The organism is Streptomyces sp. NPDC046909 (genome assembly GCF_040644695.1).
GTDB lineage: Bacteria > Actinomycetota > Actinomycetes > Streptomycetales > Streptomycetaceae > Streptomyces.
The window spans coordinates 339,790-362,919 of the sequence record NZ_JBEYXC010000004.1; the positions used below are offsets into that span (position 1 = coordinate 339,790).

Here is a 23,130-nt window from a genome sequence, read left to right on the forward strand (position 1 = left end):
CACCCCCGCAATCTCATCGGAGCCGCCCCCTATGCACACCCGCACCGTCATCCTCGGCGTCGCCGCCAGTGACAGTCACGCCGTCGCCAATCACCTCATCGCGCACACCCTTCGCGCCCGTGGGTTCCATGTGGTCAACCTCGGTACCTGCACCACCGTCGACGAGTTCGCCGCCGCCCACCGGGCCCACCCGGACGCCGAGGCCGTGCTCGTCGGCAGTCTCAACGGGCATGCGTATGAGGATCTGCGGGACCTTCCCTCGGCCCGTGCCCGGGGTCTGCTGAACTGCCCTGTGATCGTGGGCGGCAATCTCTCCGTGGGGAGTCACAAGCAGTCCGCCGACATCGAGCGGCTGTACACGCTCGGCGTGCACCGGGTGCTGGGCGATGCGTCCGAACTGCCCGCCGTGCTGGATGAGTTGGCGGACCGGGCCACGGCGGGCGCCGTATGACGACCGCCACCGAGCTGCCGACGCTCGATGAATCCGTCGCCTATGTCCGGGAGTTGGGGAAGCCGACCGCCGCCGACGTACTCCGCGAGGCGCGTGCGGCGGGGCGGCTCGCGCTCCAGCCCCGGTGCGGGGTCGGCTCGCACCCCCAAATGGCCACCCTGCTCAGGGACATCGAGCACCACGCCGCGCCCGACGTGCTGTCGCTCACCATCGACGCGCACACCCGGCTCGGCCGCTTCGATCACGCCCGGGCCGCCCTCGACCGCAACCCGGCCGATCTGAACGGCTATCCGCTGGTCACCCACGGCTGGCGGCGCGGCCGGGAGCTCAACGAGGCGGTACGGGCGCCACTGGAGATCCGGCACGGGTCGCCCGACGCGCGCGTGCTGTTCCGCACGGCCGTCGCCGCCGGGATCACGTCCTTCGAGGGCGGGGGGATCTCGTACAACCTCCCGTACTCCAAGGACGTACCGCTGGAACGCTCTCTGGCCGCCTGGCGGGAGGTCGACGCGGCCTGCGGGCAGCTCGCGGAGCTCGGGCTGGTCGTGGACCGGGAGCTGTTCGGCACCCTCACCGCCGTCCTCATGCCGCCCTCGGTCAGTCTCGCCGTCAGCGTCCTGGAGGCCGTCGCCGCCGCCCGCGAGGGCGTGCGCTGCGTCTCGGTCGCCTACCCGCAGGGCGGTCACGCCGAGCAGGACGTCGCCGCGCTGCGCGCCATCCCGCTGCTCGCCGCCCGCCATCTGCCGCCCGGCGTCGAAGTCCACGCCGTGCTGCATGAGTTCATGGGCGTCTACCCGCGCGAACGCGCCCACGCCGAGGACCTCATCCTCTACGGCGCGCTCGTCGCCCGGTACGGCGGCGCGACCAAGCTGATCACCAAGACGTACCAGGAGGCGTACGGCATCCCCGACACCCGCGCCATCATCGACGGCCTGCACCTCGCCGCCCGCGCCAACTCACCCCTGCTGGCGGGCTGGCGGCTCGACGAGGCCCGGATCGCCGAGGAACTGGACTGGATCCTCGCCGAGGTCGACGCCCTGGTCACGCCGGTGCTGGAGAGCCGCCTCGACCTGTACGAGGCCATCGCCGCCGCGTTCGCCGACGGCACCCTGGACATCCCGTTCAGCGCCAGCCGGCACGCCCGCTCGGCGGTGATCCCGGGGCGCGCGGAGGACGGGGCGATCCGCATCCTGTCGGCGGGCGGGCTGCCGTTGCCCCGGGAGCTGCGGGACCGGAACACCGACGCGCTGCGGACCCGGCCGACGGACGTGTACGAGGCGCTGACGAAGGACATCGACCACTTTCCCCGCCTGTTCGGAGAGCCGACCGGGCCGACCGGGCCGACCGGCCCCCGCTGAGCCTCACTTGCTCGGCTCGGCCAGCAGTCCGTGCTTGTGGATGAGATAGCCCGCCTGGAAGCGGCTGCGGGCGCCGAGGCTGTCGAGGATGCGGGAGACCCGGCGCTGGCAGGTGCGCGGCGAGACGCCGAGGCGGCGGGCGATGGCCGCGTCGTCCATGCCGCTGGCCAGCAGCCGCAGCAGCGCCTTGTCGACGTCCTCCGACAGCGACTCGATGTGCTCGCGTGAGGTGTCGACCTCGAACGGATCGGCGTTGAACCACACGTGCTCGAAGGCCTGCACGGCGAAGTGGACGACACTCGGCTCCTCGATGAGCACCGCGCCCAGGCTGTTGCCCGCGTGCGAGATCACCGCGACCCGGCGGTCGAACACGATGAGCCGCATGAACTCGGCGGACGCGGTGCGCACTTCGCCGCCCTGGTGGGTGATCCGCTCGACGTAGGCGGCGGTCGGCAGGCTGAAGCGGGCGCTGTGCTGGTACAGGGTGCGCATCCGTACGCCCCGGCGCAGCATCGCCTCGTCCCGCTCGATCGCCTCCTCCAGGACCTCGGTACGGCGGCCGCCGCCGGGCTGCGCGGTGAGGACCTCCTCCTGGCAGTTGGCGGCGCGCTCGGCCAGGACGTTGCGCACGTCCTGGAGTTCGCTGAGCACCTCGACGCCCTTGGCGCGCTGCCGCCAGGCCAGGCTGTTGTGGTAGACGGGCACCAGGCTCTCCAGGTCCCGGCGCGCGTGCGCGATCAGCTCGGTCTGCTTGCGCAGCTCCGTCTCCAGCGGCAGCAGGGTCAGCAGCGCCGCGGACTCCGGGCCGACCGGGGTGTAGCGGGGGGTGTCCGGGTCCTCCTGGTGCAGCAGGCCGAGGCCCACGAGCCGCTCCAGCGACTCGGTCAGCTCGGCCTCGGTGAGACCCAGTTCACCGGCGAGCGACAGCACGTCCACGGGCGTGCCGTCGAGGACCCGCCCGTATACACGCGCGTCTCCCGGTTGAAGCCTCAGATCGGTCAGCCTGTCCCACACCAAGCGGCCCATGGTGTCCCACGTCCCCGTTCCACCGCACTGCAAAGAACCAGAGGACGGCGCCCTTGCCGTAACCCGGCCGGAACCGTAACAGGCTTGTTAAGCGACCGACCAGTAGGTGCCCACAGGGTGGAACGCCGCCCGGGTCCGACCGCGCGTTTGACCTTGCCCCTGGGGCAGAGCCGAGCGTTCTGCTCACCGGGCGGAGGAAGCCGTCCGGTGACGGAGGATGAACCGGTGACCGACGAACTGCTCACCATCGGCGCGTTCGCCGCGCGGGCCCGCCTCTCGGCCAAGGCCCTGCGGCTGTACGACCGCCTCGGCCTGCTGACCCCGGACCGGGTGGACGAGGCCAGCGGCTACCGCTACTACCGCGCCGCCCAGGTGGAACGCGCCCGGCTCGTGGCGATGCTCCGCCAGCTCGACATGCCGCTCGCGCGGATCGCCGAGGTGGTCGAGGCGGGCGGCGCGGCGGGCGCGGACGTGCTGGCCGCGTACTGGGCGGACGTCGAGGCGCGGGTGGCGGGGCAGCGGACGCTCGCCGAGTACCTCCGTGGACGACTGTCGGGGAGGAGCTCCGAGATGTACGGAAAGTTCGTGGTGGAGACGGTGGACCTGCCGGAGCAGGTGGTGATCACCGAGAAGCGGCACACCCTGGCCGACGAGCTGCCGGCCTGGATCGGCGCGTCCCTGGGACGCCTGGAGGAAGCCGCACGGCAGTGCGGGGGCGTGACGGCTCCGCCGTTCGTCCTCTACCACTCCGAGGTCTCCATGGAGAGCGACGGCCCCGCCGAGTCCTGCGTACCGGTCACCGACGAGACGGCGGCACGGGCGTGGGCGACGGAACACGGTCGGGCCTGGGAGACGAACGTCCGCGTCGACCCGGCCCAGCGGTTCGCGTACACGCGCGTCACCAAGGCGCAAGTGGCCCATCCCCAGCTGATGGCCGCGTTCGAGGCGGTGGAGGAGTGGATGCGCCGGGAGGGTCTGGAGCAGGCGGGCCCGTGCCGGGAGATCTACTTCGCGGACTGGGACGCGGCGGGGCCGGACGACGCGGTGTGCGACGTGGCGTTTCCGGTGAAGTAAGCCTCGCGCCGTCTGCGGGCAGGCGTGCCGCTAGGGGCGGCTCCCGACCCAAAGCGAGGCGGCACCCCGCCAGCGCGGGCAAGCGCACCCACCCGGCCTCAGCCCCGACGTACGGTCACTTCAACTCATCGGGACACGGAGTCCCCCGCGGCAACTGATAAGGCGCCGCCAGCCGGTACGTCCCCGCCTTCGGCGCGAGCAGCTCCGTCCACTTGTCGCCGTGGACGTCCTCCTCCGTCTCCATCAGGCACCCGTTGACGTTGTCGTACGTCTTCGGCTCCCCGTCGGCCCGGTCCTTGGACGCCTCCGTCTCCTGGGGCCCCTTGAGGCTCTTGCCGTCCGCGTCCACGATGCTCAGCCACGGCGAGTAGGGGATGCGGATGAGGATCCGCCCCGGCTTCCTCACCTGGAGCGTCCACTCGCCCTGCTCGGCGCGCTCGACGACCGCGTTGGGCTCGGCGAGCGGGGCGGGGTCGGTCACCTCGAAGAGCTGCCAGTTGGCGTCGCCCCAGACCTGCTTGAGGTACGGCATCCCGCGCTGCACGAGCTTGCGCTCGCGTTCGCCGCCGTCGCCGTCGGGCGCGTCCTTGGGGAGGACGACGAAGTGGACGGCCCAGCGCTCCAGCCACTCGTGGTAGTTCGCGGAGTTGAGGGTGTCGTCGTAGAAGAGGGGGTTGCGCTCCATGTCGGCCTGCCGGTTCCAGCCCCGGGCCAGATTGACGTAGGGGGCGAGCGCGGAGGCCTCGCGGTGGGAGCGCGCGGGCACGACTTCGACGCGCCCCTTCTCCGCACCGACCTCCTGGAGCTCGTTGACGAGCGGGGCCAGTTCACGGGCCCAGGAGGCGGCCGGGGTGGTGTGCACGACGTCGTCGACGGACTTGAACCCGATCCACCCGGCGAACACGGCGATCGACAGGACGATCGCGTACCACTTGCGGGAGCGCGGCACCGCGAACGGCAGCGCCGCCACCAGCGCGACCCCCGCGAACAGCATCGGCAGCCGCGAGATGTTGGTGCCGATCTGCGAGCTGATCAGCCAGACGAGCACGACCCCGAGCGCGTACACCCCGGCCGTCAGCCGGACCGTCTTCCACTCCTTGGGGACGAGGACGCACACCAGGACGCCGTACGAGAACGGCAGGATCACCGAGCCGAACCCCATCGGCTGGGTCCCCGAGAACGGGAACAGCCAGGCCGACACCGCGACGACCGCGGTCGGCGCGAGGCCCAGCGCCCACGCGCCCGGCCGCCGCTTCTGAAGGAACAGCGCGGCGGCCACGATCCCCACGAACAGTCCGGCCACCGGCGAGGACATCGTGGCGAGCGCGGCCAGCGGCGCCGCGCACAGCGCCTTCGCCCACCGCTTGTAGCGCCAGCGGTGGGGCCAGCAGAACACGACCGCGACCGCGCCCAGCGCGAACATCGTGCCCAGCCCGAAGGTGACCCGCCCGGAGGCGGCGTTGCAGAGAAAGGCCACCACACCCGCGAGCGCCGCCCACAGCGGGTTCTTCACCGACCGGCTGCGGAGGAGGATCAGGGTCAGCAGCCCGGCGGAGACCGTACCGGCGATCATCATCGTCGTACGGACACCGAGCACCGACATCAGATACGGCGACACCACGCTGTACGACACCGGGTGCATCCCGCCGTACCAGGCCAGGTTGTACGCCGAGTCGGGGTGCCGGCCGACGAACTCCGCCCACGCGTCCTGCGCGGCGAGGTCGCCGCCGCTGTTGGCGAAGGTGAAGAACCAGACGATGTGGAGGACACCGGACAGCGCGGTGAGGGAGAGCACCGGGTGCCTCAGGAGACGCTCACGCAGAGCGAGAAAGCCGGAGCGGACGGCCGACGGCGTTACCTCCGTAACCTCCGTACGACCGCTCTCGTGCTCCCCGCTGTCACGCGGCGCGGGCACGCGTATTCGCGGGCCGCTTCCTGGGCCCGGATCGGCGTCGTCGGCGCGTGTCGGCTCGGCTGTGGCCACCTTCAGGCACTCCCCGTGTCCCGTCTTCTGTTCTCGGCCGCGTCCCGTTCCGGCCATGTTCACGACCGCGTCCCCGGGACCGGCGACCTGCCCCGATTCGCGACGCTAGCACGCTCCCCCACTCTCGGCTTCGCTCGAGCGGGAGGGACCCCCATCGCCGACGGGCGCCCCGGCGGGTACCCGGCCGGTGGGATGCGTACGGCTACGTCGCCCCGGTTTTCCCTTCTGGCCTGACCTACGGCTCAGGCGATGCGGGTCAGCTTGTCCGTGAAGCCTGGTTCGACGAGGTCCTTCTGGAGGGCGACGGGCACCTTGACGGCACCGGCGGAGTCGTCACCGACGGTGAGCGTGCCCACCTGGGTGCCGGCCTTCGCGGTGTGCGGTACGTCGTCGCCGGCGAACGTCAGCTTCACGGTGAGGCCCGACCAGCCGACGGCGGTGACGTCCTTGGTGGCGACGACGGGGGTGTGGCCCCCGAGGCCGTCGTCCACGTACCCGACGACATCGCCCTTCTTGATGATCGTCGCGGACTCCAGCGCGCCCTGCGCGGCCCGGATCAGCGCGTCGCCTCCGGAGAGGGCGGCGCTGAGGATGGTGTTCTCCGGGCCGCCCGCGGGCTGGCGGATGATCGCGCCGACGATGGTGCGGGTCTCGCCGCCGACCTCCTTCTTCGCCGCGAAGACGAGGTTGCCGAGGGCGGAGGTGGTGGTGCCGGTCTTGATGCCGACGACGTTGTTCTTGCCGACGAGCTGGTTCCAGTTGGAGTGGTTCGTGCCCTTGTAGTCGTCGTACGACATCATCGCGGCGACCTCGCGGAACGCCGGGTACTCCATCGCCTTCTTCGCGAGCTTCACCTGGTCCACGGCGGTGGAGACGGTGGTGTCGTTCAGTCCCGAGGGGTCGGTGTACGTCGTGTTCGTCATCCCGAGGTCCTCGGCGGCGGCGTTCATCTTCTCGACGAACCCCTTCTCGGACCCGGCGTCCCAGCGGGCGAGAAGCCGCGCGACATTGTTCGCGGAAGCGATCAAGATACTTTCGAGCGCCTCCCGCTGGCTGATCTTGTCACCGGCGGTCACGTCGACGGTCGACTCCTGACCGGCCTTCGACTGGTCCTCGGCGGTCTGGTCGATCGTGATGTCCGGACCCTTGGCGCCGCTCTTCAGCGAGTGGTCGCGGAGAATGACGTACGCCGTCATGACCTTGGCGACACTGGCGATCGGTACGGGCTTCTGCTCACCGGACGACCCGAACGAGCCGATGCCCTGAACGTCGAGGGCGGCCTGTCCGTCGGCGGGCCACGGGATGTCGACCTTGCTGCCGTCGAAGGAGTAGGAGTCGCTGGCGGTGAGCTGGAGCGCCGGGGTCGGCAGCGGCCGTACGGCCTGCACAACCGCAAACACGACCGCGAGCAGCAGCACCAGCGGCGTCCAGATCTTCACCCGGCGGACGGTCGTCCTGAGCGCGGTCTCCGGGGGCGGCGGGGTGTTCGTCAGCTCGGCCAGCAGATCGAGCGGCGGCTTCGGCGGCAGCGGCTGCTGCGTCGTGCGCTCGGGGCCGACCTGGGGGACGGGGGTGGTGACGTCGGGCTTGAGCGCGACGAACTTGCTGGTGCGCTCGGGGGCGGTTTCGGGCTTGGCGGCGGCGGGCTTCGGCAGCTTGAGCATGGCGGTGGGCTGATCGACCCCCGACGCCTCGGCTCCGCCTTCGGCCTTGTTTTTCCCACCCGCACCACCCGTGCGGCTCTCGTCGTCGGCTGCGGGTGGCCCTTGTGGGGCGTCCTCGCCGTCGGCGGCTGCGGGGGCGGGGGTGGCGGACTTGCGGCTCTCGTCGCCGGGCGCGGACTGCCCCTGCGGGCCGCCCTTGCCGTCCGCGGCTGCGGGGGTGGCGGGCTCACGGCTCTCGCCGCCGGGTGCGGGGCGAGCCTGCGAGGCGTCCCTGCCGTCGGCGGCTGCCGGAGCGGCGGCACGCTTGTCGCCTTCGGTGCCGGGTGCGGGGCTAGCCTGCGAGGCGTCCTCGCCATCGGCGGCCTCGTCGGCGGTCTCGGGCCGGCCCTTCCTCGCCGCCGCGACGTCCGCGGCGCGCAGGGTGCGCGTGGGCTGGTCGGGCTGGCGGGCGGGCTTCGGAGCCGGTGCGTCGGGCTCGGGCTCGGCGTCCTCGGCGTCCTTCGCGGGCGGTACGGCAGGACTGTCGGTGCCCTCCTCCGCGGCGTCGGCGTCGGCCTCGGTGCTCGTACCCGGGGTGCTCTCGACAGCGGCACCCTCCTCGGTCCCGGCGTCAGCCTCCTCGGCACTGTCCTCGACCCCGGCCTCAGCCTCCGGCTCGGCGTCCGCCTTCCCGGCACCGTCCGTCCGGTCCTCCGGCTCGGTCGCCTCGGCGGTCCCGTTCTCGGCCTCGGCGTCAGCCTCCGGATCGCCGTCCGCCTTCCCCGCAGCATCCGTGCCGTCCTCGGGTTCCGTCGCCTCGGCGGTCCCGTCCTCCGTCACCGCGCTCTCCGACGGCTCCTCCGACTCGGTGCGGCTGTCGTCCCGCGCCGCCGTCTCCCCGTCCCCGGAGTCCGTCGTACCCGCCGCGTCCCCGGTCCGCACCCAGGCCGACACCGCGGCGCGCAGCCTGGCGTCGTCCGCGGGGTCGGTCTTGGCGCCCTCGGCGCCCTCGGCGTCGCCGGACGCGTCCGTGCCGCCCTCCGAGACGGACTCGGAGTCATCCGCTCCGGAACCCTCGGAGCCCTCGGCAGCAGCCTCAGCGGCGTCCTCAGGAGCGTCCTCAGCGCCTTCCCGGCCCTCGCCCGCCCCCGAAGCATCCGCACCCGCACCCGACGAACCCTCGGCCCCGGAACCCTCGGCCTCCGCCACCGCGGCCCGTACCTTCGCCACGTCCCGCGCCGAGAACACCCGCGTCGCCGTGTCCACGCCACCACGCCCCGCCGGCGGCTCCGCGTCCCGTGTCACCGCCAGGCGGGGGTCCCGGGCCTCGGGAACCGGACCCGTGCTCCCCGACGTCGGTTCTGCCGACGACTCGCGCTGATTCGACCTGTCGGGGAACTCGCCCGCCACCGATGCCTCCTAAACCCGTGAACCCGTCTGACCGCCCGCCCTGACACCGCTCCCCCGCGCTGTCCGAACCATGTACCAGTGTCCTGTGTGAGGGCTTGGCTCCTGCGGTAGACGAGAACGACATACCTACTGGTTCCACTACAAACAGGTCACGCACCCTCGACAGACCAATGTGAGAGGGGTCACCCTGTCTTTCATCCACGCGGGGAGGCATGGATGGGCAGGAGCCGCAGAACACTTCCGGAGGAGCTTCTGCTGCTGGCGTTGGACCCGGCCACGGGTACCACCGCACAGCCGCAGTCGCTCGACCTTGGTCTGGCCGGAGCACAGCTAGTGGAGCTGGCGCTGGCCGGACGGATAGCCCCAGACGGGGATCGTATCGCCGTGGTGTCCCCACGGCCGACTGGAGATCCGACACTGGATTGCGCGTTGGAGTTGCTGCGAAGGCGTGGCGCTCCGGTACGCGCCGTCCACTGGATCGGCGGACCCCGCCTGGGGCTCCGCCAGACCTACCTCTCGCATCTGGAGCGGTGCGGCATGGTGCATGCCGTGGCGGGCCAGATGTGCGGAGTGCTGCCGACGACTCGCTACCAGGCGAGTCAGACCGAGATCAGCCGGGAGATCAGAGCCCGACTGGACTCCGCGATCCGCACCGGCGTACCGCCGGACCCGCGGACCGCGGCGCTCGCCGCCCTGGCGCACGCGGTCGGCCTCGGCAAGCACCTGTATCCGGGCAATGAGGGACGTTCGTCCCGCTCCCGGCTGCGGGACCTGATCAGGCACGACCCCATGGGCGGTCTCGTCGCGCACGCCGTGATGGACGTCCAGAACGGCGTGGCGGCCCAGCCACGCCGCAGCCCGGCCCCACCGGCCGGCCGTCCGGCCGGACCAGGAGCCAGGCAGGCAGCGGAACCCGCTCGCGGCGTTCCGGTGCAACCGCGCCGCGGTTCCATGGCGCGTGTCGTGGCCCACTGAGCCGCAGTCCCACGACACGACCGACCACAGAACCGCAGTACGGCAGTACCGCGCAACGCCCGCAGGACCGCACCACAGGCACCACGCACCACACGCACCTCCGGCGCAATCCCAGACCCGGTATCCGGGAGCCGCTGGTCCGCGCGGGGCGACGAGACCGTGTGTCCGGACGACACCACGGCTTCGCCGCCCCGCGCGGCCGTTTTCACCGCCACCTGTTCGGCCACCGGTTCGGCCAACGATTCGCCGTCATCGGCCGAACTGGCGCCTGCCCAGCGCATATCCGCTGTTTCCCAGCGGTAGAAACCACCTTGGTGGCAGTCTGCTCAACAGCAGATACGCAAAGTGGCAATTTCAGAAGGCACGCAGCCGGAGGTGCACGTTCTCGTGGCGTCCAATGTCAATCCCACCGTCAGGCGACGCCGGCTCGGCCAGGAGTTGCGCCGGCTCCGTGAACTCAAGGGCATGACGGCCGAAGAAGTGGCCGAGCGGCTACTCGTGTCGCAGTCCAAGATCAGCCGGCTGGAGAACGGCCGGCGCAGCATCAGCCAGCGCGACGTCCGTGACCTGTGCGGGGTGTACGAGGTCGAGGACCACCGGATCGTCGACTCCCTGATGCAGATGGCCAAGGACAGCCGCCAGCAAGGGTGGTGGCACTCCTTCGGCGACATCCCCTACAGCGTCTACATCGGACTGGAGACGGACGCGGCCAGCCTGCGCGTGTACGACCCCCAGGTCGTCCCCGGTCTCCTCCAGACCCGCACTTACGCCGAGTCCCTCATCTCCGGCGCGCTTCCCGAGGCGACGCCCACCGACATCGACAAGCGCGTCCAGGTGCGGCTGCGCCGACAGGAACGTATCTCTGCCGCCGAGAACCCGCTGCGGCTGTGGGCGGTCCTGGACGAGGCGACGCTGCGCCGCGAGGTCGGCAATCGGCAGGTGATGATCGAGCAGCTGGAGCACCTGGTCGAGATGTCCCAGCTGCCGCATGTCACGGTCCAGTTGATCCCGTTCACGATGGGCGCCCACCCCGGGGTCAGCGGACAGTACGCGATCCTCGAGTTCCCCGACGCCGCCGACTCCAGCGTGGTCTACATCGAGGGCGTGACAAGCGACCTCTATCTGGAGAAGGCGCAGGATGTGCAGAAATACAGCGTCATGTACGAGCACCTGCGGGCACAGGCCCTGAACGCGGACCAAAGCAGGGATTTCATCTCGAAGGTCGCGAAGGAGTACGCACGCTGACCCACTTTGTAAGGCAGGGCGCCGTAAGGTACACCAAAGCCCGGCCGCGATGGAAGACCCCACTGGTATATGCCACCCGGCCGGGTGAATGCACCCCCCGCACTCCGACGTCGGCGAGTAGCGTCGATCACGCCATCGGATAACAACGTTGGCGCAAACTCAGCAACTGGCTACCGGAGTGAAAATGGCAATCAAGCAGGGCGCCGCGGACAAGTGGGTCAAGTCTTCCTACTCCCAGGGCAACGGCGCGTGCGTCGAGATCAAGTCTCCTGTCGTGTCGGCGATGGCCGTCCGGGACTCGAAGGTCGACAACGGCCCGACGCTGGCCTTCCCCTCGGACGCGTGGAACGCCTTCGTCGGCTCGGTCAAGGCGTAAATGCACGAGTGATCAGGCAGTACTACACAACTACACAAGCACCACCGAAGAGCCCTCTCGTCTAGTTCGCCGTCCTTGCCGAGGGGGCTCGGCTTGTGTCCGGAACCAGATCGGGATCCAGATCGGGATCCCCTTCCGACTCCGGTGCACAGGGCGATCGCAGGCGGGCCGCGACCCCCCACCCCGTCGTGAGCACCGCCGCCGTCGTCAGCACCGCCAGCAGCACCGTCGTACGGGATCCCGCGCTGTCCGCCACACGGGCCACGGAGTTGGGCAGGCCGAGGCGGTCGGCCAGCCAGCCGAGGGCCGCGACGCCGGTGAGCACGGCGCCCGTCAGGCGCAGGGCCGGCTGGGCGCGCAGCCGGGCCAGGGCCAGCAGGGACGGCAGGGCGAGGCAGACCAGCAGGAGCTGGACCAGTTCGATGCCGAGGTTGAAGGCGAGGAGGCTGGTCACCAGCTGGCCCGTCGTCAGGTGCATCTCCGCCAGTACGAAGGAGAACGCCATGCCGTGGCCGAGCCCGAAGACACCGGCCACGAGGGCCTCGCGGCCCGGGAACAGCGGGCGGATCGCGTGGACGGCGCCGACGAGGATGCTGGCCGCGATGAACGCCTCCACCGGCCAGGCGGGGATCTCCAGGCGGCCGAGCGCGGAGGCGGCCAGGGCGAGGGAGTGCCCGGCGGTGAAGGCGAGGGTGATCCGGCCGATGCGGGCCAGCGCCGAGCGCGCGCCCACCAGTCCGGTCCAGCGGCCGCCCGTCGCCGACAGGGGCGCCGGGAGCAGGAGGATGAGCAGGAACAGCAAGTGGTCGGTGCCGGTGAGGATGTGCTCGCCGCCGAGTTCGAGCATCGCGACGAAGCCGCGCCAGGCGCTGCCCTCGCCGAGGTCGACCTTCAGGGGGGCGACGGTCATGTGCCGGGTGTCGAGCGCGATCGTGCCGACCTGGGTGGTGCCCTCGCCGTCGACCTGCCCGGCGGCCCAGTCCTGGCGGACCGTCACCAGGGCCGTGTGCGTGACGACTTGGTGGACGATCACGTCGTAGTCGAAGGTGAAGCGTCGTACGTCCGCACCGGCGGGTGGCGTGAGGACGGCCTTCACGACCAGCTCGCGGTAGACACCGGTCGAGGTCTGCTCGGCGCTGCTGAGGCTGAGCGCGCCGATACCGACCCGCCAGGCCTTGCCCGCCTGGCCCGCCTTTCCTGCCGTCGTCGTCGGGTGGATGTGGGCGGTCAGGTAGGCGCGAACGGCCTTGGCCTGAGCGGCTGTTACCGCCTTCCCGCTGGTGTCGGTCAGGTCGATGCCGCTGGCCCGGGCGAGTTCACCCGTGGGCAGTTCCAGGCGGGCGGCGACGGAGTGCTCGTACACGTCGAGTTGTACGACCGAGTGCGGCATCGGGTGCGCGGCGGCCGGCGACGCCCCGAGGAGGAACGTCGCCGGTACCACGATCGCGATCCCGGCCACCAGGCGGAGCAGCAGCACGGTCAGCCAGTTTCGCGGTCCGGTCATGAGAAGGAGAACTCGTTCCCGTAGTCGCGGGTGTGGTCGCGGTAGACCGTGTGGTAGTGGATCTTGTCGCGGTAGACCACGCCGGTCTGGCAGATGAACTCGACCCACACGCTGGGACCGTCGATGCGGACGTAGTCACCGTTGGTGTCCAGGCCGGTGCCGCCGGAGTAGCTGATGTAGGTGTCCTTCAGCTCCTTGGCGTACGTCTTGAGCAGCTGCTTCGCGGTGGCGTCGTCGACGTTGGCGATCCAGGGGTGGATGGCCGCGAGGACGAGCTTCTGCTGCTTGGGCGACAGCTCGCTGACCTTCAGGCCCTCCTTGGTCTCCGGGAACTCGCCGTCGGAGCCGGGGCCGAGGAGGACGTCGCCGAAGGACTCGGAGAGCTTGGCCTCGGCGAGCTGCTCGGTGCTGAGGCTGCCGGTCAGCTTGAGCAGGCCGCTGCGGAACTTCTCCATCGGCGCGTACTCGGTGCCGTCGTCGGCGGTCCAGCTGGTGGGCTCGATGCCGGAGAAGAAGGGGCTGGCGCCGGCGACCTTGCCGTCCTTGTAGGTGAGGTTCACGGCGAGGTGGTGGCCGCCGAAGTGCAGCTGCCAGGTGCCGTCGGCGGAGGGGGTGCCGAGGAACGCCAGGTAGTAGTAGCCGCTGCCGTACGAGAAGCCGCCGCCTCCGCCGCCGGTGCCGCCGGAGGGCGGGGCGCCGGTCGGGACGTCGGTGGGGGTCGCCGAGTCGGTCGCGGTGGCCGTACTGGTGGCGGTGGCTGTGGCGCTGTCGGTGGCCGTCGCGCTCGGGGCCGGTGCGGCGGAGCTGGTGGACTCCGCCGAGGCGAGCACGTCGTCGGCGAGGATCGTCTGCATGACGTGGTCGTAGCCGGTGTCCTTGCCGGACCCGAGGGCGACCTTCAACACGTTCTCGGCGGCGGCGAGTTGCTCCTCGCTCAGCGAGCCGAAGTCGATGCCGGGGCGGCAGGTGCCGGCGCACGGGAGGTTCGACCAGGCGGTCGCGTTCTCCTCGGAGAAGTCGAGCACGGTCTCCGACTGCTGGTCGGAGTCCAGGGTGTTGAGGAACGCGTTGGCGGCGCTGACGACGGCCGCGACACCCTTGGCGTTCTTGTCGACGGGCCGCTTGGCGACCGCCGAGGCCTTGGTCCCACCGGTCGATGTCGATGCATTCGCTACCGCGAATCCACCACCGATGAGCGCCAGGGCCACGGCGGCACCGGCTATGTTCCGCCGGGTCCGCCGGGCACGTACCTGGCGAGTTCTGTCCTTGCTCACGAACCACTCCTCTTACGGGAATCAGGCGTGGGAAGAGGGCACACGTGGGCCTTTGGCCGCTGTCCGTGTGATTGTCACGGACATTACCAGCGGAATTGTTGACAACTCAAGGCGCCAATTGAATTAATTCACTAAGGCAATTGACAGCCTATTCTTGTGTGGATTTCAGTGAGGCCGCGAAAGGCACGTCACACACCTCACCGCAGCCGGTCCACGTACTTGTCCGTCCCCGGCACGGTCGGAATGAAGGGCGCCACCAGCTCGACCCGCCCCAGCCCCGCCTCACCGACGGCCGCGTCCAGCCCGGTGAAGTACTCCTCCCAGCACTCCCGCGGATCCACCTCCAGGAACCACAGCAGCGTCAGCCGGGTGTCGACCCCCTCGACCTGCTTCACGTACGTCATCCGGTCCCCCGGCAGCGGCGTCGGCCGGAAGACGGTCACCATCGCCACCGGCGACCCCGCGACCCGCTTCGGCAGATGCCGGGAGCGCAGCCACTCCAGCAACTCGGCCCGCTGCTCGGTCGATTCGGCGTCGATGACCTCCACCACCAGTCCCGCGTAGGGGTGGTCGAGGGCATGGAAGTCGCGCGGCCCGGCGGCCCCGTCCCGGTACACGGTCGCCTCGTGGTCCTGGAACGCCGTGAAGACGTGGGTCCGCTGCTGGAAGACACGACCGTCCCGATTGAGTCGTTTGTTGATCCCGACGGTCCACCTCATGTGCTCTTCATAGCGACCGGAGGTCATCCAGTAGACCGTGATGTAACAGCCTGCCGCGACCGGCTGGGCAACGGCCGAATCACTCGGGTATCGCAGAAGCTGAAGGTCGCGCGTGGCCACCCAGCGGCGCCCCGCATACATCCAGGGCATGGCCATCGCTCCCGCGATGAAGTGATCGTCTTCGTACCATCTGTGGTAGGCGCGCTCGTAACCCGGATGAGGTTCGACCATCGTGATCAGCGCATGCCCGACCTCCACTCCGTAGGGCCCGACCGAGGCCAGTTCGCCGTACAGATCCGGATGGGTTGCTTCGCGTCCGGCGTCCCGCATCAACGCTCCCCGCCTCTCCCGAAGTCGCCTCCAAAACGATTCTGACGATACGTCAGATCCAGAACGGCGGGAATGAGTGTGCGACAGATCGCCCGAACAAGTGATCGGCATCCAATGCACCGAAACGTCCCCTGGAAGTAACTACGTTCAGGGGTGCATCGCACCGCTTCGGGAGGACACATGGCCACACCCAGTACCGCGGCAACGGAAGGAGCCGATGTCAGGTCATGGGATGAAGTGACCATCCCGGAGCGGGTGCGCAACCGGACTTCGATCGCACTCGCGGTCGGAGGGCCGCTGGGCGCCTACAGTCCACGGCGACCCGGCTGCTACCTGCGCACTTCTCGTGACCGTCAAGGCGACGAGAAGAGTATCGGCCTTCAGCTCGACGATGCCGAGGCGAGGCGCATCACCCTGCGCTGGGCACCATTTGCCGAGATCTACCGGGAGAACGACACCAGCGCGTTCACGAAGAAGCGGACGACGCGGACGAACGGCTCAATCGACTGGATCGTCGTCCGCCCGGAGTTCAGGCGCATGCTCGACGACCTCCTGGCGGGGCGGATCGACGGCGTCGTCTTCCACGACACCGATCGACTGGCCCGTCAGCCAAGGGATCTCGAAGACCTGATCGACGTCATCGAGTACACGAAGCGCCCTGCCGTAGGTGTCACGGGCGACCTCAACCTCATCTCTGACGCGGACAGGCACATGGCGCGAATGCTGTGCGTCATGGCGCTCAAGTCGTCACAGGACACATCGCGGCGCGTCGCACGAAACCATCTGGCCGACGCGGCAGCGGGTGAACTCACCGGCAGGACGCCCTACGCATGGAACTCGGACGGCACCCTCAGGCCCGACCGCGCACGCGTCGCCCGACGCATATACGAACGGTTCACGGAGGGCGCATCCATCACAGGTATCGCCCGCGAACTCAACCGCGACAAGATCCCGTCACCGCGAGGCGGGAAATGGGCTCAACCGACCGTGAAGGCCATCCTGACCAACCCCCGCTATTGCGGCTTCGTCTCGTACGAGGGGAAGCACCGTACCGAGAACCAACGTCAGCGAGATGGCTGGGGGCGCGTACTCATCGGGCAGGACGGCCTGCCTGTCGTCGGCAAGTGGGAACCGGTCGTCTCCCGGAAGCTGTGGGCGGACACACAGCTTGAGCTGGACCGCCGCAGGGTGGTCAGCGCAGAGAAGGGGATCCTCCGCAACGACGAGGGGGTGAACCGCCGCAAGTACCTGTTCACGGGATACCTGCGGTGCGGACTCTGCAAGGCCCCGATGAGCGCGAAACGGGTCGCGCAGCGCGGGCACGTCATCTACTACTGCCCGGGCCGAGCCCGCAACGCCTGTGGCAAGGTCAGCCGCCGCGCGGAGCCGGTGGATCAGCATCTCGAGAAACTGGTCGCCGAGTGGGTGCGCGGGCGTACGGAACCCGGCCTCGGCGACAGCGCCGCAGGCCCGGAGGACCCGCAGGACACACAGGCCCGGATCTCGGCGATCAGTGCCCGCAAGCGCACCCTCATCACCGCATGGGCCACAGGGGACGAGTCAGTATCCGACCTGCGTCCGGACGACTACTACCAGACGCTCTCCGCCATGAACGCCGAACTCGACCTACTGGAACGGAAAGCCGCTGAGCAAGCGCTGGCGACAGAGGCAACTCGGCAGCGCGACTACGCGGCCAAGTGGAGAGACGGTGGCTTCGAGCAGCGCCGCGCACTGATCAGCGAGATCTTCGCGGCCGTTCATGTCATGCCGTCCGGCAAAGGGCGAGCCCCGTTCGACCCGGCTCACATCTGTCCCGTCTACGCGAACTGAGCAACGCGCGCAAGCCGCTGGCCTTCTCCTTCGGCCCCCCATACTCTGACGCTCCGTCAGATGACGCGCCAGGGTCAGGAGGGGCATCGATGTCACTGCTCGCAGGGAAGACCGTCGTGGTGTCGGGTGTCGGGGCCGGCCTCGGACATCAGGTCGCCGCAGCCGTCATACGGGATGGCGGGAACGCCGTGCTCGGGGCGCGCACGGAGGCGAATCTGGCGAAGTCCGCCTCCGACATCGATCCGGACGGCGCGCACACCGCGTACCTCTCCACGGACATCACCGACGAGCAACAGTGCGTGGCGCTCGCGGAGTTGGGCCTTGAGCGGTTCGGGCGGATCGACGCGGTGGTCCATGTGGCCGCCTGGGACAGCTACTTCGGCGGTCTGGAGGACGCGGACTTCGCCACCTGGCAGTCGGTGATCGACGTGAATCTGCTGGGGTCGCTGCGGATGACGCGGGCGTGCCTTCCGGGGCTCAAGTCCCGTGGCGGATCAGTGGTGTTCATCGGTACGCAGTCGTCGGTGGCCGCTCCCTCGCAGGTGCGGCAGGCGGCGTACGCGGCGTCCAAGGGGGCGCTGACGAGCGCGATGTACTCGTTGGCGCGGGAGCTCGGGCCGCACCGGATCCGGGTCAACACCGTGCTGCCGGGGTGGATGTGGGGGCCGCCGGTGCAGGCGTATGTGCAGTTCACGGCGCACACGGAGGGGGTGGAGGAGTCGGAGGTGCTGGGGCGGCTGACAGAGCGGATGGCGCTGCCCGATCTCGCCACGGACGCGGACGTGGCGGACGCGGCGGTGTTTCTGGCCTCGGACCGGGCACGATCCATCACGGGACAGTCGCTGCTGGTCAACGCGGGGGAGTTGATGCGGTGAGGGGCGTGGAGCCGATGCGGTGATGTTCATGTAGATGAACGAAGGCCATCATGCCGAATGAATTTACCTCCCCTTGACCTTACGCCCGCTTGTCGTGTTCACGCGAGAGCGCCCACGATGAGCGCCGGGTCGACCCCTGGGAGGACGCACATGAACGGTCTCGACTGGGCCGTGCTCATCGGCTACTTCGGCGTGATGGTCGCGATCGGCGTGTGGTCGCACAAACGCGTCGACAACGTCAGCGACTTCTTCACGGCCGGCGGCAAGATGCCCTGGTGGCTCTCCGGCATCTCGCACCACATGTCGGGCTACAGCGCGGTGATGTTCACCGGGTACGCGGGCATCGCCTACACCTGGGGTGTCACCTCCTTCGTGACCTGGTCCTTCCCCATCGCCCTCGGCATCGCGATCGGCTCGAAACTCTTCGCGCCCCGCATCAACCGCCTGCGCTCCCGGCTCCACGTGGCCTCCCCGCTGGAGTACCTGAAGAACCGCTACGACCTCAAGACGCAACAGGCGCTGGCCTGGTCCGGCATGCTGCTGAAGATCGTGGACGTTGGCGCCAAGTGGGCCGCGATCGCGACCCTGTTGTCCGTCTTCACCGGCATCTCGCTCAACCAGGGCATCCTCATCACCGGCTCCATCACCGCCGTCTACTGCACGATCGGCGGCCTGTGGGCAGACGCGCTGACCGAACTCGGCCAGTTCGTCATCCAGTTGCTCGCCGGTGTGGCCATGCTGATCGCCGTGGTCCTGGAGCTGAACGACAAAGGCATCGGCTTCTGGGGTGCCTGGGACGAGCCGCAACTGAAGGGCCACGGCGAGCCGTTGGTCGGCCCGTACGGCACGGTCTTCCTCCTCGCCTTCCTCTTCATCAAGCTCTTCGAGTACAACGGCGGCATGCTCAACCAGGCCCAGCGCTACATGGCCACGGGCAGCGCCCACGAGGCGGAACGCTCGGCACGCCTGTCGGCGGCCCTGTGGCTGATCTGGCCGGTGGTCCTCTTCATCCCGATGTGGCTCTCCCCGCTGCTGGTGCAGTCCCAGAAGCCGGACGGCTCCGACGCGTACGGCCTGATGACCGAACAGCTGCTCCCGCACGGCCTGTTGGGCCTGGTCATCGTCGGCTTCTTCTCCCACACCATGGCGATGTGCTCCTCCGACGCCAACGCGATCGCGGCGGTCTTCACGCGGGACTGCGCACCGGTGATCTGGCGCAGGGCCCGGGCGTGGAGCGAGGGCCAGGGTCTGAGGGTCGCCCGGGTGACGACGGTGGTCTTCCTCGGCCTGTCGATGGCGGCGGCGACCCAGGTCAACTCCCCCACCTTCAAGGACATCATCACGGTCGTCATCAAGTGGGTGGCGGGTCTGATGGGCCCGATGGCCATCCCGATGATGCTCGGCCTGCTCCGCCCGTTCCGCCGCTCGGGCCCCACGGCGGCCCTGACGAGCTGGTCGATGGGCCTGCTGGCCTTCTGGCTGGTCAACTACCCGATCAACTGGAACGTCGAGGGTGGGGTCCCGCTCCAGTACCAGGTGTCGATCCCGCTGGCGGTCTCGCTGGTCCTGTACATCCTCATCGGCTTCATCAAGCCGGAGGACACCCCGGAGCGGCTGGCGATCATCGAGAAGATCAACACGGACGGAGATGGAGCGGGAGCGGCGGCGATCCCGACACCGGCGGGCCCGGTGGACCGTACGCCGGTGAAGGACTGACCACTCGCGGGACTTGGGACTTCAGCCCCGGGGATAGCGGGCGAGCCACCCGGGTGCGGATCCCGCGGGGCCGTGAAGGGCGGGCCCCTGGGTCATCTCCATGGCGAAGTCGTCCGCGAGTTCCAGGAGTGTGGGACGGCCCTCCAGTTCGGCCAGCCAGGCCGGCGGGAGGGCCGTTTCGCCGTGCAGGGCGCCGAGGAGACCGCCGGTGAGCGCGCCGGCGGCGGCGGAGGGCCCGTCGTGATTGACGGCGAGGCAGAGCCCGTGCCGTACGTCCTCCCCGACGAGCGCGCAGTAGACGGCGACGGCGAGCAGCCCTTCCGCGGTCCCCGCCCCCATGAGCTCCCCGACCCGCTCGGGCGTGGGCATCCCCTGCCGTACGGCCCCGAGGGCCCGCTGCAACGCGTCGGAGACGGCCTGATGCCCCGGCCGCACGGCCAGCAGCGCCAGCGCCCGCTGCACGGCCCCGTCGAGACTCTCGCCCCGGGCGAGCGCGTGCACGATGACGGCGTACGCCCCGGCGGACAGGTAAGCGACGGGATGCCCGTGCGTCTGCGCCGCGCACTCCACCGCCAGCTGTACGACGAGCTGCGGCTCCCACCCGACGAGCAGCCCGAACGGCGCGGACCGCGCGGCGGCCTCCGGCCCGGCCTCGCCGGGATTCTTGGGCGAGTCGAGGGTGCCCATGCTGTCGTCCCCGAACCCGAGGAGGAGCGACCGGGAGGGATCCCGCCGGGCGTACAGCCACTCCTCCCTGGCCAGCCACCCGTCGTCCTTGCGCCGCTCGTCGGGCCCCCAGTCCCGCTGGGTGGCGGCCCACCGGAGATACGCCCGGTGCAGATCGGTGGGCGGATGCCAGGCGCCGATGTCCCGCCGGACCTGGGCCCGTATGAGCCCGTCGACGGAGAAGAGGGTGAGCTGGGTGAGATGGGTGACGGCCCCGCGCCGCCCGTAGGAGGCGCCGAGGTCGACGACCCCTTCGGCGCCGTAGGCCTCCCGTATCCGCTCCAGGTCGAGCGGGTCGACGGGCGCCCCGAGCGCATCCCCCACGGCCGCCCCGAGCAGCGTCCCCCGCACCCGGCTCCGAAAGTCCTGCTGTTCGACCCGTCCCCAGACGGCCCCGGCTGTCGCACCCACCAAGACCTCCCCAAGAGCACCGCCCGGACACACGACCACTCGGCACTGTAATCGACCGGGAACGGTCGGTTCTGGGGGTGGATCGGTATGCGGGATGTGCGGAGAGTGGTCGGAAATGGGCGCGAGTGGTCAGCTATCGGCCGTCCCAGGTGACGTCGGTCTCCCTCTCGGCCATCGTCCTCTCGGCCATCGTCCGGATCCCCTGGATCTCACCGATGGCTGCCGCGGGGTCCTGCTCTCCGGCGTCCACGATCCGCTCCAGTTCCCGCAGTCGCGCGGCGCGCTCCGGATGCCGCTCGATCGCTACGAAAACGGCCCATGAGTGCACGAACGCTCTCAGCGGAGCCAGGCTCTGTGTCTGCTGGGCGTTCGTCGTGGCCTCGAAGAGATGCTGGGTGAGGGCCGGGATCCTGCTCGGCGCGATACGCGCGACCGCTGCCCGCAGCGCGTCCGGGGTGAGTTCGGGCATGGGGATCAGCGGTCCGTACGGGCCGTCGGTCTGGGCGCTCACGATGACCTCCGGTGCGGGTGACGGGGCTTGTCACGGCGGTTCCTCCCCGCTCTAAGCGCTCCGCTGGATGTGCGGCGACGTGTCGGCGTTCGTCTGCGGCGCCGTCGTGGCTGGTCGCGCAGTTCCCCGCGCCCCTTAGCGGCGCTGCCGTACCGCAGCCGACTTCACCGGGTCCGCTTAGGCCGCCGCCGCGGCCGTACGGCAGTCGCGGCACCGGCCCGGCTGTGGGGAGCGGAAGCCACGGTCGCAGCCGTCGCAGTTCCGGAGCGGGTCCGGGCGGACGGGGACCGGGGGGCTTGCCGGGTCCGGGGCCGGGTGAGGTGCCGAGAACGGGAGCGCCGGAGGCAGCAGCTCTCGGAGGCGGTGCGCCAGGAACGCCGCCGGGTGCTTGATCGGGTCCTGGGGCAGGCCGCTCGTCAGGGCCCGCTCCACGACCGTGGCGGACACCCCGCGCTCAAGCCACGCCGACACGTCCGGGATCAGCCGTCGGACGTCCCGCTCGGACAGCAGCAGGCGGGAGTCGTAGGTGCGCAGGCGGGTCAGGAGATCGGCGGCCGGTGTCTTCTTCGGTGCCGCGGGACGCGACGCGGCCTGTTTCGGCTCGGGTTGCGGCGCTGGTTCCGCCGCCGCGCGGAGCACCGTGAGGCGCGAGCTGTTGCGTGAGGTCGTCCGGGTGATCACTCGCCCCGATTGAAGACGCTCCCTGGCACGCGTGAGATAGCCGTGTTGCTCCAACTCCCGCAAGGCGGCGGCGATACGGATCTCGCCCTCGGGGAACTTTGCCGTCAGCGCCTTGATGCCGACGGGGCTACCGGCGGGCAGCGACTGGATGTGGACCGCCAGTCCGATCGCCGTCAGGGACAGCTCGGGGTGCTGGGCGAGCTGATTGCCGACCACCGTGAAGTTTTCGGTGATCGGTTCATTCTCGTGGATGACACCGGAGTGGGAACGCCGGGTCTTCGCGGGCGTGGGCGCGCTAGGCTGCTTGTCAGTCATCGGAAAGCCGCTGCTTTCTTCCAGTCATCGGGAAGCAGTGCTTCCTCGATGATCAGGCCCTCGCACTGGGATGCCAGTCCCGGCGAGGGCCGAAGCATGTCTGGGGTTGTTGTCGCAGACGCTGCACCACAACCACCCCGCCGCGCCAGCTGAGTTGGGCATATTCACTCCGGAGAGTGATCGACGGGGACGGCAGGGGTGGGTTCGGTTCTTTCCCCGGTTCTTTGGTCTTTGGTGTCGGGACCGACCGGGTCACGTATCCCCACGATCCGGTGCCACCTCGGCCCACACCGTCTTCCCGCCCGCCGGAGCCTCCGCCACGCCCCAACTCTCCGCGTACGCCTCGACGATGCGCAGCCCCCGGCCCGATTCCGCGTCGCCCGCCACCGGGTCGCGGGTCTGCGGGATCCGGTCGCCCCGGGCGTCGGTCACCTCGATACGGAGGGTGTGGCGGTCGGCGTACAGCTTCAGTCTCAGCCGGAAGTCCCGTCCGGGGACGCGGCCGTGGAGCACGGCGTTCGACGCCAGCTCGGCCACGACCTGCTGCGCGGCTTCGGACGGCACACCCCAGGCCCCGAGCTGACGCACCGTGTGCTCGCGGGCACGTCGAGCACCTCTTCGATTAGCGGACAACAACACCGTGAAGTAGTGCGTCGGAGCGGTGACTTGGGGGAGGTAATTCGCATTCATGTCACC

Annotated in this window: 19 protein-coding genes; 9 read left to right on the forward strand and 10 right to left on the reverse strand. The window is 69.9% G+C overall.

Translation table 11 applies throughout. The annotated features are described in order from the left end of the window. Positions 1 to 31: 31 nt before the first annotated feature. Together ABZ928_RS14570 and ABZ928_RS14575 are read left to right on the forward strand one after the other, a co-directional pair. Positions 32 to 451: a cobalamin-dependent protein gene (locus tag ABZ928_RS14570; RefSeq protein WP_361518126.1), complete on the forward strand. Its 420-nt coding sequence runs from the start codon at positions 32 to 34 to the stop codon at positions 449 to 451. Beyond that, entirely contained in the window at positions 448 to 1,809 is a 1,362-nt protein-coding gene (locus ABZ928_RS14575; protein ID WP_361518127.1) for a methylaspartate mutase, read from the forward strand. Before ABZ928_RS14570 ends, ABZ928_RS14575 begins: the two co-directional genes overlap by 4 nt. Positions 1,810 to 1,812: 3 nt before the next feature. Here ABZ928_RS14575 and ABZ928_RS14580 read toward each other — a convergent pair whose 3' ends face one another. Next, on the reverse strand, positions 1,813 to 2,823 hold the full coding sequence (locus ABZ928_RS14580) for a LuxR C-terminal-related transcriptional regulator (protein WP_361518923.1): 1,011 nt from the start codon (positions 2,821 to 2,823) through the stop codon (positions 1,813 to 1,815). A 219-nt stretch (positions 2,824 to 3,042) separates the two neighbouring features. Between ABZ928_RS14580 and ABZ928_RS14585 the strand changes: the two genes are divergently transcribed. Beyond that, a complete protein-coding gene (locus tag ABZ928_RS14585; protein ID WP_361518129.1) occupies positions 3,043 to 3,909 on the forward strand; it encodes a MerR family transcriptional regulator in 867 nt (288 codons plus the stop codon). A 115-nt stretch (positions 3,910 to 4,024) separates the two neighbouring features. Here the strand turns inward: ABZ928_RS14585 and ABZ928_RS14590 are convergent, their stop codons facing one another. Both ABZ928_RS14590 and ABZ928_RS14595 read right to left on the reverse strand, forming a co-directional pair. Further along, the gene (locus ABZ928_RS14590) at positions 4,025 to 5,893 is read right to left on the reverse strand and encodes an MFS transporter (RefSeq protein WP_361518131.1); all 1,869 of its coding nucleotides are present in this window, start codon (positions 5,891 to 5,893) and stop codon (positions 4,025 to 4,027) included. A gap of 242 nt (positions 5,894 to 6,135) precedes the next feature. Continuing rightward, on the reverse strand, positions 6,136 to 8,946 hold the full coding sequence (locus ABZ928_RS14595; protein WP_361518132.1) for a serine hydrolase: 2,811 nt from the start codon (positions 8,944 to 8,946) through the stop codon (positions 6,136 to 6,138). A gap of 216 nt (positions 8,947 to 9,162) precedes the next feature. On the opposite strand from ABZ928_RS14595, the gene ABZ928_RS14600 reads away from it, so the two are divergent. From ABZ928_RS14600 to ABZ928_RS14610, 3 genes are all read left to right on the forward strand, one after another. Further along, positions 9,163 to 9,921, forward strand: a complete 759-nt coding sequence (locus tag ABZ928_RS14600) for a GPP34 family phosphoprotein (RefSeq protein WP_361518134.1) — start codon at positions 9,163 to 9,165, stop codon at positions 9,919 to 9,921. Positions 9,922 to 10,308: 387 nt separating this feature from the next. Then, positions 10,309 to 11,166, forward strand: a complete 858-nt coding sequence (locus ABZ928_RS14605; RefSeq protein ID WP_361518135.1) for a helix-turn-helix transcriptional regulator — start codon at positions 10,309 to 10,311, stop codon at positions 11,164 to 11,166. Between the two features lie 184 nt (positions 11,167 to 11,350). Next, positions 11,351 to 11,542: a DUF397 domain-containing protein gene (locus ABZ928_RS14610; protein ID WP_361518137.1), complete on the forward strand. Its 192-nt coding sequence runs from the start codon at positions 11,351 to 11,353 to the stop codon at positions 11,540 to 11,542. A gap of 61 nt (positions 11,543 to 11,603) precedes the next feature. On the opposite strand, the gene ABZ928_RS14615 is transcribed toward ABZ928_RS14610, so the two are convergent. The 3 genes from ABZ928_RS14615 to ABZ928_RS14625 form a co-directional block, all read right to left on the reverse strand. After that, positions 11,604 to 13,046 (reverse strand): HupE/UreJ family protein, encoded by a 1,443-nt coding sequence (locus tag ABZ928_RS14615; protein ID WP_361518139.1) that lies wholly within the window; start codon positions 13,044 to 13,046, stop codon positions 11,604 to 11,606. Beyond that, positions 13,043 to 14,320 carry a DUF3500 domain-containing protein gene (locus ABZ928_RS14620; RefSeq protein WP_361518141.1) on the reverse strand — a complete coding sequence of 426 codons (1,278 nt, stop codon included), beginning with the start codon at positions 14,318 to 14,320 and terminating at the stop codon, positions 13,043 to 13,045. The genes ABZ928_RS14615 and ABZ928_RS14620 overlap by 4 nt, the downstream gene beginning before the upstream one ends. A 197-nt stretch (positions 14,321 to 14,517) precedes the next feature. Continuing rightward, on the reverse strand, positions 14,518 to 15,369 hold the full coding sequence (locus tag ABZ928_RS14625) for a hypothetical protein (protein ID WP_361518142.1): 852 nt from the start codon (positions 15,367 to 15,369) through the stop codon (positions 14,518 to 14,520). 180 nt (positions 15,370 to 15,549) lie between these two features. On the opposite strand from ABZ928_RS14625, the gene ABZ928_RS14630 reads away from it, so the two are divergent. The 3 genes from ABZ928_RS14630 (at position 15,550) to ABZ928_RS14640 (ending at position 19,790) form a co-directional block, all read left to right on the forward strand. Then, positions 15,550 to 17,199: a recombinase family protein gene (locus ABZ928_RS14630; protein WP_361518144.1), complete on the forward strand. Its 1,650-nt coding sequence runs from the start codon at positions 15,550 to 15,552 to the stop codon at positions 17,197 to 17,199. An 89-nt stretch (positions 17,200 to 17,288) separates the two neighbouring features. Further along, complete coding sequence (locus tag ABZ928_RS14635; RefSeq protein ID WP_361518146.1) at positions 17,289 to 18,074, forward strand: SDR family oxidoreductase; 786 nt, start codon at positions 17,289 to 17,291, stop codon at positions 18,072 to 18,074. A 150-nt stretch (positions 18,075 to 18,224) separates the two neighbouring features. After that, positions 18,225 to 19,790, forward strand: a complete 1,566-nt coding sequence (locus tag ABZ928_RS14640) for a sodium:solute symporter family protein (protein ID WP_361518148.1) — start codon at positions 18,225 to 18,227, stop codon at positions 19,788 to 19,790. A gap of 21 nt (positions 19,791 to 19,811) precedes the next feature. On the opposite strand, the gene ABZ928_RS14645 is transcribed toward ABZ928_RS14640, so the two are convergent. From ABZ928_RS14645 to ABZ928_RS14660, 4 genes are all read right to left on the reverse strand, one after another. Next, positions 19,812 to 20,927 carry an ADP-ribosylglycohydrolase family protein gene (locus tag ABZ928_RS14645; protein ID WP_361518150.1) on the reverse strand — a complete coding sequence of 372 codons (1,116 nt, stop codon included), beginning with the start codon at positions 20,925 to 20,927 and terminating at the stop codon, positions 19,812 to 19,814. A 133-nt stretch (positions 20,928 to 21,060) separates the two neighbouring features. Next, entirely contained in the window at positions 21,061 to 21,438 is a 378-nt protein-coding gene (locus tag ABZ928_RS14650; RefSeq protein WP_361518152.1) for a DUF6247 family protein, read from the reverse strand. A gap of 177 nt (positions 21,439 to 21,615) precedes the next feature. Beyond that, positions 21,616 to 22,434, reverse strand: coding sequence for a helix-turn-helix domain-containing protein (locus ABZ928_RS14655; RefSeq protein ID WP_361518154.1), 819 nt, complete (start codon positions 22,432 to 22,434; stop codon positions 21,616 to 21,618). Positions 22,435 to 22,686: 252 nt separating this feature from the next. Continuing rightward, positions 22,687 to 23,124 (reverse strand): ATP-binding protein, encoded by a 438-nt coding sequence (locus ABZ928_RS14660; protein ID WP_361518156.1) that lies wholly within the window; start codon positions 23,122 to 23,124, stop codon positions 22,687 to 22,689. Positions 23,125 to 23,130 lie beyond the last annotated feature (6 nt).